Raw genomic sequence first — 12987 nt, 5'->3', positions numbered from 1 at the left:
CGCTCGGTATCTGAAACAGCAGCCGCTGCTCAACGGCAACGCTAACCCGCCCTGCCGCCCGCGCAACAGTACGGCATTCCTGTTACGTCCGGAATATCACGCAGAAATGGACACCGGCGTTCGGCGGTTCAAAAGACCTGCCCATGAACTACGGCGGCGGTGATACCGCATATTCCGGTATGCGGGATTCGACCATCAATTCGATGGCAACGACGCAAGCAACCCAGGAAAGTTCCGCCAACGTCGCCTCGTGGCTCACGCAGCTTGGCGGTATGCAGTCCGGCACAATTCAAGACAGTTGGGATCACAACGCCGGCGCTCGAAATGCGAATCTAGAAATGGTCAACCAAGTGATTGTCCTCGGCAATTCAATGGCCGACCTGCTCAACAGCCGCAATACAGTTTCAGCCAGTGGCATTTCGGGCGCATCTCAATCAGCTTCGTTCAAGAAGAAAGACGACAAGCCGCGAGAAACGACCGGCGTCTGCGATCCCCGTGCCGGCCTCGAATGGAATCCAGAAGAAAAAGCCTGCGTTCAAAAGCGTGAACCCGAGGCGAACATCAAACTGAACCTTGATCCTCAATAAGGGAGACTAACAATGAAACGACTGATCATTTCGGCGTCAGCGATTGCCGTGGCTCTGGCATCGTTCGCTCCCATGGCGGCTTATGCAGGTGGCGTCCCGGTCATCGACGCTGCCAATTATGAAGTGGCAAAACAAACCTCCGTCACGACTGACAAGATCCTCGGGACAAACAAGGAAATCCTGACAACGGTCGAGAAGACATTGAAGGCCGTTACCGGTGATCGCGGCGGCGATGCGAACCAGATGCAAAACCTTGCGGTCGGTAACGGTTTTAGCGTGTCTTCCATGCCTTCATTCGACAACCTTATGTCCGGCGGCGTACCAAACTTCGACAGCATGGGCGGCGATGTTGCGAAACTAGCCTCAACTTTCATTAACGGGCTTCAGCTCGTGAAAAACCTTTCCGGACAGGCAAATAGCAGCTTCAGCGGCGACAAGTCTTATGAGCAGATGGTCAATACAGTGCTTGGTGTTGCTGCACTCGTGAATGGGTCGCAACAGGCCGTAACCACGCGTCGTACCGCATTTGAGCAGGCCGGACAGAGCATTGGCCAGGCGAAGGACATTAAAGGTTCCATCGACCAGAATACGCAGCTTCAGGTCCAAGCTGGCCTGACCATCAATGAACTGATCGGCGTGATGAATGGTGCTGTTTCATCCCTGCAGGCCGATAATCAGCGCCGTCTCACCGACATTTCTAATTCCAAAAAGGTGTTGACGTACAGTGCCAACTAATTTCGCTCACAACTTCTGGAGGCTCCTCCCTCTAACCGTCTTAGCAGCTAGTCTTGCCGGCTGCGGTACGGTCAAGGAGAAGACCTCACCTTGCAAACGTCCTGCAAACCTCACGTCCTTCGCGGAAGACATTCGGCAGGACTGCGGACCAATGGCATATATCAATGGCGATCCAGCGACCGCCATTGCAGCAATCAATTCGATAGCGACGGAATAATCGGGGGGCACTATGCATAATTTCCTGAGCGATCTTCTGGAGAGAATTGATAATTCCGGCGAGAGTTTTTCATCGCAGGCTTATAATATTATTGGATCTGAAATCACGCCGCTGCTCAAGGTGATGTTCATCGCCTATGTTGGATATTACGGTCTCCAAGTAATAATGGGGACTTCGCGGATTAGCGTGGCCGAAATTGTTACACGCGTATTCCGCATGGTCTTCATTCTGGCATTGATCAGCAATTGGGGATACTTCAACGATTTTTTCTATAAGTGGCTGAACAATACCCCTGAAGATGTAGGTCGCGCCATCCTGACCGCCACCGGGACGGGAATTACCGAACCGACAAATGGTCTTTCCATGATCTGGAAAACCGCGAATGAGGCGGCTTCCGCGTTTGCCGAGCAATCGGGCTATTTTTCCGTTTTGCCTTCTATGGTCGGCTTTCTCATTATGGCCTGTGTGGCAATCTTCATCGCCGTTGCTCTCGCAATTCTTGTGCTTGCCAAGGTGATGTTGTGGGTGCTGATCGGAACCGCACCTATCTTCATCGCCTGCATGTTGTTTGAACAATCGCGCAGTCTTGGGCAGGCATGGCTCCAACAAGTTCTTCTATATGCACTGATCCCGCTATTCGTGTTTGTCGTCGCCGCCTTCCTTATCGCCGCAATGGACCCCGAACTGACGAAGGTATCCGCTGCCGCCGCGGAGCGACGCCTTACGCTGAGTGATATTTCAGCGTTCCTCCTGCTTTGTTTCGCAGGCGCTTTCGTCCTGTTGAACATCCAGGTCCTTGCTCAGGGCATTGCAGGAGGGTTGGCCGTTGGAATTGGCGTTGCCGCGACACGGATTGCTCGCATGACCGGTGTCACCGCCCCAATGCAGATTGCGCGAGTTGGCTTCAAGGGGATCCGTGCGAGCTACCGAGGCGGACGTTCACTTTACAATCGTTTTGGCGGCGGCGGGGGCTCGATTTCCCCGACAAGCCAGGGCGCAAAAGAAGCAATGCAAAACCGAATAAGCAGCAACAGCCTGCCTCGCTGAGGCTGCAGGTTCATAAGAGGTCAAAGGCCAGATCATGACGGATTCCAGAGAAGCTGCATTGAGAAGTTATTTTCAGGACGGTGATCGTTGGGAGAACGAGATCGTCCGGAAAGCAAAACGTTCAAAGGCCGTGGCATGGTTCGTAACCATCATATTCGGGCTCGTCGCGCTTTTCGCATTGCTCGCACTCGTTATGCTGGTTCCGCTAAAATCTTTCGAGCCTGTGATTGTCGTCGTAGACAAGGCTACCGGCTACATCGAAACCAAAAGCGGACTGACAAAAGCGCAAAATCTGACGGATTCACGCGCAATTACACAAGCCAACGTCGTTCGGTATATCAGGACACGTGAAGGCTATGATCCTTACGCGATCGATACAAACTTTGGCACGGCGGCACTGTTGTCGACAGGCGATGCCGCTCGCGAATTGCAAGAGCAATACAGCGTCGCCAACCCGAACAATCCGGCAAAGATCTACGGGAAAAACAAGCGTGTGCTTGTCGATGTGAAGTCTGTCACCTTCCCCAACGATTCAACCGCTCTAGTTCGTTTCTCAACCACTGAAAAGTCCGATACCGATGCCATCACCAGACACTACATCGCTGTTGTGCGCTATCGCTACACGGACGAACCCGCCACAAACGAATGGCGGTTTGAAAATCCCCTCGGCTTCCAAGTTTACAATTACCGGCGTGATCAGGAAACCGTCACGGAAGGGAGCAAGGGATGAAAAACCGCTTCCTACTTGCGGCGGCGTTCTCCGCCGTCATCCTTTCGCACGCCCACGCAGCACAGACGCCAAGGGCTGGATCACTCGATTCACGTGTGACCAGTGTCGTCTACCAGCCTAACAATGTCGTCAAAATCTCCGCGACGTATGGCATATCGACAATGATCGTCTTCGATGAAGATGAAAAATTTGAGACCATTTCACTCGGCGATACAGAGAGCTGGCAGGTTGCTCCAACCGAAAAAGGCAACATTCTGTTTGTGAAGCCGACGGCTAAGAACGTCGTTACAAACATGAACGTAGTCACGACCAAGCGCATCTATTTTTTGGAACTGCACGATTATGCGCCCGATGCGGGCAAGAAAGTCTTTGGCGTCCGTTTCATTTACCCCGAGAAGGATTTGAATGCAGCGATGCGCAAAGAGGCTGAATATCGCGCTGCCAACCCGAATATCTCTAAAATCGACAAGGCAAACGTCAATATCGACTATTCCTTTACGGGAGATACGAAACTGAAACCGTCAATGGTTTTCGATGACGGCAAGAAAACCTTCTTCAAATTCACTGGTCGGACGCCAGCAATCTTTGCAGTAAACAGCGATTTTTCCGAAACATTGCGTAACTTCCGCAAGGAAGGCGAATATCTCGTCGTGGATGGCACGGCAACTCAATACACTCTCCGCGACGGTGATCAGTGGATCTGCATCTTCAACCTTAGAAAGCCGGATTTTGGCGCACCCGATCCCGACATCATGGGTCCTGCGCCTGATCAAGTGGCAACCAAGCGGAGAAGGAGCGGCAACTGATGAAACAGTCTCCCGAACTGGAAGCACTGGCGTCTGCCGATGACGCCGGAGTCAGCAACAAGAATGCAAAGCGGAATCAGACGGCTGCGATGGCGGTATTTCTGCTTGCAGGTGTAGCTATGGCTTATTTTGTTCTCAAACAACCTTCGGAGAAGCCGCGCGATCTCGTGCGCGGTGACGAGGAGTTCAGCACCACGTCGTTCAGACCGCCGTCTTTCGTGCGCGACCAGGATCAGCCTCCTGCTGCGCCCGAGCCCAACATCATCAATATCCCGCCGCCTCCACCGCCACCGGAGCCGGAGAAAGTCGACACCACGACATTTAATGTCCTTCCCCCGCCTCCGCCGACAGTCGCGGTGAAGGAACCCGATCAGGCACCCACGCCGGAGATCGTTGAAGAATTTCCAGACCGGTTCAAATCCAAACTTATTCAGATGGATCAAGCGCGATCAGGCGGAGCAAATGGGGGACTTGGTGGCGATAGTGGCGAAGGAACACCGACTGTTGCTGGCGAAGACAGAAACAGCAAGTTTCTGGCGACGGCCTCGGCAATGGCTGACAGGAATGCCAAAGCTACGAAAATCAAGCGCATCGATGCGGTTGTGCCGGAAGGAACGATGATACCCGGTATCCTCGAAACTTCGATCGTAAGCGATCTGCCAGGCCAGGTTCGCGCAATCACCTCAGAAGACGTCTACAGTTTTGATGGTCGTCGCATTCTTATACCGACCGGCACACGCCTCGTAGGTGAATATCAAAGTGACGTAATGACCGGCCAAACCCGCGTCTTCGTGGTTTGGACGCGTTTGCTCCGCGATGATGGAGTTAGTGTCCGTCTGAACTCCATGGGGACAGATAGTCTAGGGCGTTCGGGTCTCACTGGCATCGTTGACAAAAAATGGCGCGAGCGGTTCGGAGCGTCCATCATGCTGTCTGTGGTCGGTGCTGGCGCCAGCTATCTGACGGGTTTTGGAAGCGGAGAAGCTTTCGGGCGCAATAATGATGATGCGAAACGGGGCCAAGAACTCGCACGCGAAACTATCGCAGACACATTCTCGCAGATGGCGAATACCGCGTTGAGCGAGAATTTGCGTATCAAGCCAACGATTAGCGTCCATCAAGGAGAGCGCATCTTTATTTTTGTGCGCCAAGACCTCGATTTTTCCGCGATGTATGACGATCCCGTCACAGAGGCAATGAAGGAAATCCAACGTGAACGCCGGGGCAAATAGTGCGGTGTCAGCCACACAAAGTAGATATTACTTCCTTGAGCGGGCTTTGGAGCCGTTGCGACCACTTCTCAACGATCCGAAGGTTGTAGAAATTGCAGTCAACAAGCCCGGTCACGTTTATGTAGAGCGTCTTGGTGCGGATCACATGGAGTTCCATGCGATTGACGCACTTACAGCGACAGAGATTCAGAATATCGGTGAACGTGTCGCCGGATCGACTGATCAGTATGTCAGTAAATCCGAACCAATATTAAGTGCTTCGCTTCCGACTGGCGAACGCATCCAGGTCGTACTACCTCCTGCCGCTCCTGAAGGTGGATCGATATCGATCCGCAAGCAGGTGGTTAGCAATTTCAGCTTGGAAGAATACAGGGATAGCGGTTCGCTGGACAAGGTATCTGTCGCAGTTGGTGGCCTGAGTGATATCGATCGCCAACTGATCGATCATCTCAAGAAAAACAGGGTTTTTGATTTCATCAACACTGCGATAAAGCAACGCGTGTCAATCCTGATCAGCGGCGGCACTACCTCGGGGAAAACAACTTTTCTAAACGCTTGTCTGCAGTCCGTTCACCCTATGGAACGGATCATTACATTGGAAGACACCCGGGAGCTGTTACCACCACAGGAAAACCGCGTTCACCTTGTGGCTTCCAAAGGTAGTCAAGGCACCGCTAACGTCACGATCCAACATCTGCTCGAAGCATCGCTCCGACTGCGACCAGACCGACTATTTGTTGGTGAGATCCGTGGCGCCGAAGCGTTTTCATTTCTACGCGCAATTAACACTGGCCATCCTGGCTCTATGTCCACAATTCATGCCGATACCCCACAAGGCGCATATGAACAGCTCGCCATGATGATGCAGCAGGCGGGGCTGTCGGGGGGATACTCCAAGCATGACCTTATGTCGTACATTCGCATGGTAATCCCCATAGTCATTCAGCTGCGCCGGGACGGCGGAAAACGCGGTGTATCGGAGATTTTTTTCGCGCGAAATGAGGAGCTATGAGTAAAGGTTACAAAGCGATCTATCTCATATTTTGCGCCGGAATAGCCTTTCTCGTCTGGACCCTGGCATATGGGGTAGCGCTCGGTGTCATTTATAAAGATACTCGCATTCTTAATGTCACCATCACAGAAAACCCTTTTGCGCCGATACAACAAATTTGGGTCTATGCGTCTAACTCAACCCTTCAGCGGGTCGCAATCGGCGCTTTATTACCCGCGATAGCGGCTGCGGTTTTTGCTGCCTATCTTGGTCTTCGGACTCACGAAAATCCGTTGGGAGATGCGGCATTTCAGGACGTTATGGGCCTACGGCGTGGCAAATGGTTTCGAAGTAAGGGGCACATATTTGGACGGTTCGGCCGAAATGTACTGCGTGCGGCCGACAGTCGACATCATCTAATAATTGGCCCCACCAGATCCGGAAAAGGAGCTGGTTACGTCATCCCCAATGCTCTGATGCACGAAGGGTCCATGATCGTATCAGACTTGAAGGGCGAAATTTTCAAGGCGACCGCCGGATATCGCAAGAATAAGGGTAGTCAGGTCTTTCTCTTCGCTCCGGGTTCTGAGAGAACAAATCGTTATAATCCTCTCGATTTTGTACGCCCCGAGCGCGGCAATCGTACGATGGATATTCAGAATATTGCGAGCATTCTCGTCCCTGAGAATCTAGGCTCGGAAAACTCAGTTTGGCAGGGTTTAGCTCAACAGGTCGTAGCCGGAATTATCAGCTATGTTCTTGAGAGCCCTTATTATCACGGACGGCGCAACCTCGGCGAAGTCGTTTCTTTTTGTGAACAGTGGAGTTGAGCTTCAGGCGCAGATCAAGTTTATCAAGGAAAAAAGAGCCGAACCTTTCAAAATATACGGTCGAAAGCTTCAACGCATTTCTGGCATTGTCAGAGCGCGCTGCAGCATCCGCTCTGCTCGATATCCAAAACGCGCTTAGACCCTTCAGAAATGAACGTATCGTAGCCGCGACAGAGGTAACCGACATGGATATCGCTGCCATGAAACGTCGGCCTATCTCTATTTATCTGGCACCCAATATTACCGACATTACGATTCTGCGCCCACTTCTCACATTGTTCGTGCAGCAAGTCATGAACATACTGACACTTGAACACGATCCCAATTCGCTTCATGTCTATTTTTTGCTGGATGAATTTAGGCAGCTTAAAAAGATGGATGAGATTATGACAAAGCTTCCCTATGTGGCTGGTTATAATATCAAGCTAGCGATCATCATTCAGGACCTCAAAAATCTCGACGAGATTTATGGCGAGACTTCGCGTCATTCCCTGCTCGGCAACTGTGGTTATCAATTGGTGCTCGGTGCCAACGACCAGGCCACAGCAGAATATGCATCTCGTGCACTCGGAAAAAGAACTATTCGCTACACGTCGGAATCACGAACCATCGAGATCCTCGGTTTACCCCGCCGTACAAAAGTAGAGCAAATCCGCGAGCGCGATTTGATGATGCCGCAAGAAGTACGACAAATGCCAGAAAACAAGATGATCTTACTCGTCGAAGGACAACGACCGATCTATGGCGACAAGCTGAGATTTTTCAATACCCAACCCTTCAAAGCCGCTGAAGCTTATTCGCAATCGCACGTCCCTGATGTGCCGATGATCGAGTATCTGCCCAATCAGCCGGTTCCGGCTCTGACAGACGAGTATGCGAATGGCGGGCAACAGCCCGTTGAGCAGACCATACTCCCTCTACCCTCCCGATCTCAAAAGCATGAGGAAACTCCGCATCAAGCGGGTGCAAACAATGCTCCGTCAATTCCTAACGCTGATGACAGGAAAAAAACAAATAGCAGGACGGTTGATCTGAGCGTCAAATTACCTTCACCAGGCAGTGACACGAAGTCGGCAACTCCTCCCGCTGATATCCATGATCGGATTGAAGTAGTCGAAGCGCAGCTTAAACCGAGCGCAGAACGATTATTGAAGGCTGTGAACGAAAAAGTCGAAGCCTCGGGCGCATCGCCTCGAAAGCGGAAAAGTTATCTAGACATATTCAATGCTACTGTGCCAGACCCGGAAGATATTGGGCTGATGACCAATGTCACATTGTGAAAATAACTGCAGCACTCGAAAGAGGTGTTGAGTGAGACTCAGCAATCGCGCCGAGCTCAGCAGCACAATTGGGTATAACTTGCCTCGACGCTTCTGACCGGCCAAATTGAAAAAGCTGCCACTCAATTGGTCGCCGAATTCCGGCAGCTTTGCGCCTTAATCCTGCCGTTCGAATGACAACTTAGATTTGCCAAAAGCCGACATTGCTTATGGAGCAGCCGAGCCCCAACCGATTACTTCGGCGTATATGTTCGAATCCCGCGCGGTCCGCCAGTCAACTTATTGGAATCATTCTCTGATTCTATTTCGACCGCTGAAACGGCGCAGGACTGCGGGTTTTCGGGCCAAAGCTGTTGACTGCGCTACTTGGCCAAAACACTGATTTCCTTCTCTCTCCGCTGATATTCTCCAGACCTCCTGACTGTGCGGATTTAGTACGGAGGTGTAAGTCATTGTAAATGCGTCTTCATTTTCTTTGGTTTATCCGTACTTTTGTACGAGATAGCGGAGGGAGAAAGAACCTGCGGTCAAACTTTGCTAAAACGACTTCCACGGGCCACACATCACCATCGGTCAGTGCGGCATGCCCCCATGCCATCAGCGGATAAACTTCCCAATAGTCGGTCACAGTCGTGCAAGCGAAAGCAGGCATCAATTCCGGTTCAATCCGTGTTCGCCGCGCGTCAGAAGAATCCGTTTCCAGAATGCTTCACGCCCGAGGACGACTTCGTCGGGCGTTGGCGCGGGACGGGCTTCCAGCAAAGCGAAGCGGAACGCCTTGCGGCAATATTCCAGCGTCGGATCGTTCACGAGGGCGCGAAGCTCCACATTCCCGCCGTGGCCGCTGGTGACATAGGCACACCAACGCGACCAGATCCCCTGATCTCCATAAGCTGACCCGATGTAGCGCTTGCCCGTTGTGATATCCGAGATTAGATAAATGCCCTTGATGCTGGAAAGCGCCGCACGCCAATCGGGTCGAGAGTTGCGCACAAGCGATTCAAGTTCCTCAAAGGACAGATCGATGTCCTCGAAGCCAGGAAAGGACCGCCCGGAATAGGGTTCGCGCAAAATTTCCTGCACCTCCAGGTCGGAATAGTGATTCTCAAACTTCACCCGCGTTGCTCGCTGGCGATAGGCTGAACCCAATTTCAGCCGCCCGAGGAAGCCTTCACCTTCCTCGATAAGTTCGACCTCGTAGCGATCGCTGTGCCGTGTAACGACGCGGAACACCCCGCCAAACAGCCAAATGTCCGGCTCGTGATAGAACTGAACGAGCGAGAAAATGAAGGGCCGGTTGAAATCATCCCGTGCAGGTCGATATTCTTGCCAGCCCTGCCATTCCTGTTTGTCGCGCGCCCACACTTCAAGCGGTTGGTTCTCGCCATTCCAGCGGGCGAAGTGCAGCTTGTAGTGCTCGGGCGAGGCAATCGGCCAGATATCCGCAAGCCGGATCATCGGGTAACCTCCCGCAAAATGACCTCCGCCTGCGCCAGAACCATCTGCACGGCTTCCTGCTCCAGATCGGGTGGGTAACCGTATTTCTTGAGGATCCGCTTCACCAGAACCCGCATACGGGCACGGGCACTGACCTTGTGCTGCCAGTCAACGGTAGCCGAGCCGCGCATCTGCTGGACCAGTTCGGTGGCAATGATTCGAAGCTGCTCGCTACCCATCGCCTCGACTGCGCTCTCATTTTCAGCGAGCGCATCATAGAAGGCAAGCTCCTCCGGCGACAGGCCATGCTCCTCGCCACGGGCAGCCGACGCCTTGATATCCCTCGCCAGCGCGATCAGTTCCTGGATCATCTCGACAGTTGAGATGGCATTGGCATGATAGCGCGCAACGGCCTCTTCAAGCCGTCGTGAGAAGGACTTGGTTTCCACTACATTCGCGCGGGACCGGCTCCTGATCTCGCCATTGAGAAGCTTCTTCAAAGCTTCCAGCGCCAGGTTTTTCTTGTCCATCTGCTGAATTTCAGCGAGGAACTCGTCCGACAGGATCGACAGGTCGGGCGACTGAATACCGGCAGCCTTCAGGATATCAACGATCTCGGCATTCGCCACCGCCTGGTTGAGCAATTGCTCTACCGCCAGCGATTTTGCCTGGTCGGACATCTTGCCGGTCCCTGTGGTCTTGACCAGCGCTGCGCGTACCGCCTGAAAGAAGCCGACCTCATCGCGAATGGCGCGAGCAGCATCGCTCGCCGAGGCCAGCGAATAAGCCTTACTCAGTTCCAGCACTGCATCCTGATAGCGGCGATGCGCCTTCTTCTTGTCTTCCACCTTCTCGGTTCTGGCGGCTTCGCGCTCCTGCCATCTCAGGATCCAGTCAATGGCATCAGCAAGTGCAGCCAAGCGCTGCTAGGCTGGCCAGTGATGCCGAGGTTATAATCGTGACCGTGGAACATGCCGCGTACGACCTCATACTTTTCCATCAAGACAGCAATGGCCTCTTCCTCATCGATGCCGGTCTTGTCCTGGTCGGACCTGGTGTATTGGCCGAGTGCATTCTTCAGGTTCTGGGCAATGCCAATATAGTCAACAATCAGGCCGCCGGGTTTGTCGCGAAACACACGGTTGACCCGAGCGATAGCCTGCATCAGCCCATGACCGCGCATTGGCTTGTCTATGTACATCGTGTGCATGCATGGTGCATCGAAGCCCGTCAGCCACATGTCGCGCACGATCACCAACTTGAGTGGATCATCGGGATCACGCATGCGTTTGGCCAGATCATCGCGGCGCTTCTTGTTGCCGATATGCAGCTGCCAGGCGAGTGGATCGGCCGCCGATCCGGTCATCACAATCTTGATCGCACCCTTGTCGTCATCTTCCGAATGCCAGTCCGGACGCAGCTTGATAATCTGGTTGTAAAGGTCGACGCAGATGCGACGGCTCATGCACACGGCCATGGCTTTCCCGTTCATACCTGTGATGCGGGCTTCGAGGTGCTCGACCAGATCGGCAGCAATCAGCGACAGGCGCTTTTCTGCGCCGACCAGCCGCTCCACGGCGGTCCATTTGGCTTTCTGTTTTTCTTGCTCCGTGGCTTCATCGTCTTCGAGGATCGCCTCGATTTCAGCATCGATGCGAGGTTTCTCGTCCTCGTCCAGTTCGATTCGTGCCAGCCTGCTCTCGTAGAAAATGGGCACCGTCGCTCCATCCTCGACGGCCCGGCTGATGTCGTAGACATCGATATATTCGCCGAAGATCGCCGGCGTATTGACATCGTCGGCTTCGATCGGCGTGCCGGTAAAGCCGATGAAAGATGCGTTCGGCATCGCCTGGCGGATATAATGCGCATAGCCATAGCGACGCTGCCCAGTTGTCCTGTCGAGTTTTGCATCAAACCCGTACTGGCTGCGATGCGCCTCATCTGCCATGACGATGACATTGCGCCGAGCGGTCAGTTCGGAGAAGTTCTCCTCACCTGCCTCAGGCGAAAATTTTTGCACTGTGGTGAATATCACGCCGCCGGATGCACGATTGAGAAGCTGGTGTAAATCATCGCGACTGCCTGCTTGCTCTGGTGTCTGCCGGATCAGGTCACGACACAGGCCAAAGGTAGAGAATAGTTGGTCGTCCAGATCGTTGCGATCTGTCAGAACCACCAGTGTCGGGTTCTCCAGTTCCCTTGAGCGGACGATCAGGCCACCGAAGAACGCCATCAACAGGCTTTTGCCCGACCCTTGTGTATGCCAGATCACGCCAATCTTGCGGTCACCTTCCGGGCTTGCGGCTTCGATGGCTGCTGCCAGTGCTTTTCTGGCACCATGGAACTGGTGATAGCCGGCAATGATCTTGAATGGCCCGGCGCCCTTGTCACCAAACACGATGAAATCGCGCAGCAAGGCAAGGAAACGGCTCTTGTTGAACACACCACGCAGCAAGGTTTCCATCTCGCGGGGCCCATGCGGCTTTAACTCATCAGCGCTCGGCCGCTACCAGATCGTCCGCACCACGCTGCGGACGATCGCCAAGACGCTCAAGCTTCCGCCGTCGGCACTGTTTGATGCCGAGATGCAGGACCGATGCGCCTGCTACCTCCTCGGCCTGCGTGGCATCGACAAGTATCTGGCGGGGCGGCTCTCGGAAGATACGCTGATCAACAATCTTGCCCATGAATGGGCTTCGCTCCCCACCGCGATGGGCAAGGGTGCTTATGCCGGCCAGAACGCAGCTGTCGGTCCGGATCGCGTGCGTAAGGTGTTGGCCAAGGTCCGGCAACGTCATGGTGCCAGCCAGCCGGCGCGCGAGATTGTGGTTGAGAAGGAAGTCGACAAGCCCGTCGTTCCCGTCAGCGTCGAAGCTGAAATCCGCAAGCGCACCGATCAGTGGAGCTGGATTACCACCATCTTCGGTAGTGGTGGGGCAGGCCTTGCCGCACTCGCCGGTATGGACTGGCAGACCGTCACCGCCATCGGCGCGCTTGCACTCGGCGGGCTTATCATTGCACTGCTGCTACGGCGGCAGATCGTGTGCGCTGTGCAGGATGTGAGGAGAATGATCGAAGGGTGACATGATCAGCGG

General features: G+C 53.7%; 9 protein-coding genes and 2 pseudogenes. 9 read left to right on the top strand and 2 right to left on the bottom strand.

Annotation, left to right across the window (positions count from 1 at the left end; translation table 11 throughout):
* Window positions 1–143 precede the first annotated feature (143 nt).
* The 8 genes and pseudogenes from C9380_RS28945 to C9380_RS25630 all read left to right on the top strand — a co-directional run bounded on the left by C9380_RS28945 (window position 144) and on the right by C9380_RS25630 (window position 8455).
* Window positions 144–587 (top strand): hypothetical protein, encoded by a 444-nt coding sequence (locus tag C9380_RS28945; protein ID WP_435373152.1) that lies wholly within the window; start codon window positions 144–146, stop codon window positions 585–587.
* 12 nt (window positions 588–599) lie between these two features.
* Window positions 600–1322: a type IV secretion system protein gene (locus C9380_RS25665; protein WP_128095085.1), complete on the top strand. Its 723-nt coding sequence runs from the start codon at window positions 600–602 to the stop codon at window positions 1320–1322.
* A gap of 229 nt (window positions 1323–1551) precedes the next feature.
* Complete coding sequence (locus C9380_RS25655) at window positions 1552–2586, top strand: TrbL/VirB6 family protein (RefSeq protein ID WP_128095083.1); 1035 nt, start codon at window positions 1552–1554, stop codon at window positions 2584–2586.
* Between the two features lie 34 nt (window positions 2587–2620).
* A complete protein-coding gene (locus tag C9380_RS25650) occupies window positions 2621–3316 on the top strand; it encodes a VirB8 family type IV secretion system protein (protein ID WP_128095082.1) in 696 nt (231 codons plus the stop codon).
* The gene (locus C9380_RS25645; RefSeq protein WP_128095081.1) at window positions 3313–4122 is read left to right on the top strand and encodes a TrbG/VirB9 family P-type conjugative transfer protein; all 810 of its coding nucleotides are present in this window, start codon (window positions 3313–3315) and stop codon (window positions 4120–4122) included. The genes C9380_RS25650 and C9380_RS25645 overlap by 4 nt, the downstream gene beginning before the upstream one ends.
* Window positions 4122–5354 (top strand): type IV secretion system protein VirB10, encoded by a 1233-nt coding sequence (gene virB10, locus C9380_RS25640; RefSeq protein ID WP_128095080.1) that lies wholly within the window; start codon window positions 4122–4124, stop codon window positions 5352–5354. Before C9380_RS25645 ends, virB10 begins: the two co-directional genes overlap by 1 nt.
* Window positions 5335–6366 (top strand): P-type DNA transfer ATPase VirB11, encoded by a 1032-nt coding sequence (virB11, locus tag C9380_RS25635; protein WP_024899891.1) that lies wholly within the window; start codon window positions 5335–5337, stop codon window positions 6364–6366. Before virB10 ends, virB11 begins: the two co-directional genes overlap by 20 nt.
* A pseudogene (locus tag C9380_RS25630) lies at window positions 6363–8455 on the top strand (type IV secretory system conjugative DNA transfer family protein). Before virB11 ends, C9380_RS25630 begins: the two are co-directional and overlap by 4 nt.
* A 651-nt stretch (window positions 8456–9106) precedes the next feature.
* Here the strand turns inward: C9380_RS25630 and C9380_RS25625 are convergent.
* Complete coding sequence (locus C9380_RS25625) at window positions 9107–9913, bottom strand: GIY-YIG nuclease family protein (protein ID WP_024899893.1); 807 nt, start codon at window positions 9911–9913, stop codon at window positions 9107–9109.
* Window positions 9910–12356 (bottom strand): annotated as a pseudogene (locus C9380_RS29040) (type I restriction endonuclease subunit R). Before C9380_RS29040 ends, C9380_RS25625 begins: the two are co-directional and overlap by 4 nt.
* Here C9380_RS29040 and C9380_RS25615 point away from each other — a divergent pair.
* Window positions 12328–12975 carry a lysozyme family protein gene (locus C9380_RS25615; protein WP_128095079.1) on the top strand — a complete coding sequence of 216 codons (648 nt, stop codon included), beginning with the start codon at window positions 12328–12330 and terminating at the stop codon, window positions 12973–12975. The pseudogene C9380_RS29040 and the gene C9380_RS25615 overlap by 29 nt on opposite strands.
* Window positions 12976–12987 lie beyond the last annotated feature (12 nt).

This window comes from Brucella pituitosa (assembly GCF_003049685.1).
Lineage (GTDB): Bacteria > Pseudomonadota > Alphaproteobacteria > Rhizobiales > Rhizobiaceae > Brucella > Brucella pituitosa.
This window is presented reverse-complemented; position numbering and strand designations above follow the sequence as displayed.

What these genes read in the sequence shown, in the direction of transcription:
- C9380_RS25625 (WP_024899893.1), bottom strand. Translation starts at nt 9,913, where the DNA reads ATGATCCGGCTTGCGGATATCTGGCCGATTGCCTCGCCCGAGCACTAC.
- virB10 (WP_128095080.1), top strand. Translation starts at nt 4,122, where the DNA reads ATGAAACAGTCTCCCGAACTGGAAGCACTGGCGTCTGCCGATGACGCC.
- C9380_RS28945 (WP_435373152.1), top strand. Translation starts at nt 144, where the DNA reads ATGAACTACGGCGGCGGTGATACCGCATATTCCGGTATGCGGGATTCG.
- C9380_RS25665 (WP_128095085.1), top strand. Translation starts at nt 600, where the DNA reads ATGAAACGACTGATCATTTCGGCGTCAGCGATTGCCGTGGCTCTGGCA.
- C9380_RS25650 (WP_128095082.1), top strand. Translation starts at nt 2,621, where the DNA reads ATGACGGATTCCAGAGAAGCTGCATTGAGAAGTTATTTTCAGGACGGT.
- C9380_RS25645 (WP_128095081.1), top strand. Translation starts at nt 3,313, where the DNA reads ATGAAAAACCGCTTCCTACTTGCGGCGGCGTTCTCCGCCGTCATCCTT.
- C9380_RS25655 (WP_128095083.1), top strand. Translation starts at nt 1,552, where the DNA reads ATGCATAATTTCCTGAGCGATCTTCTGGAGAGAATTGATAATTCCGGC.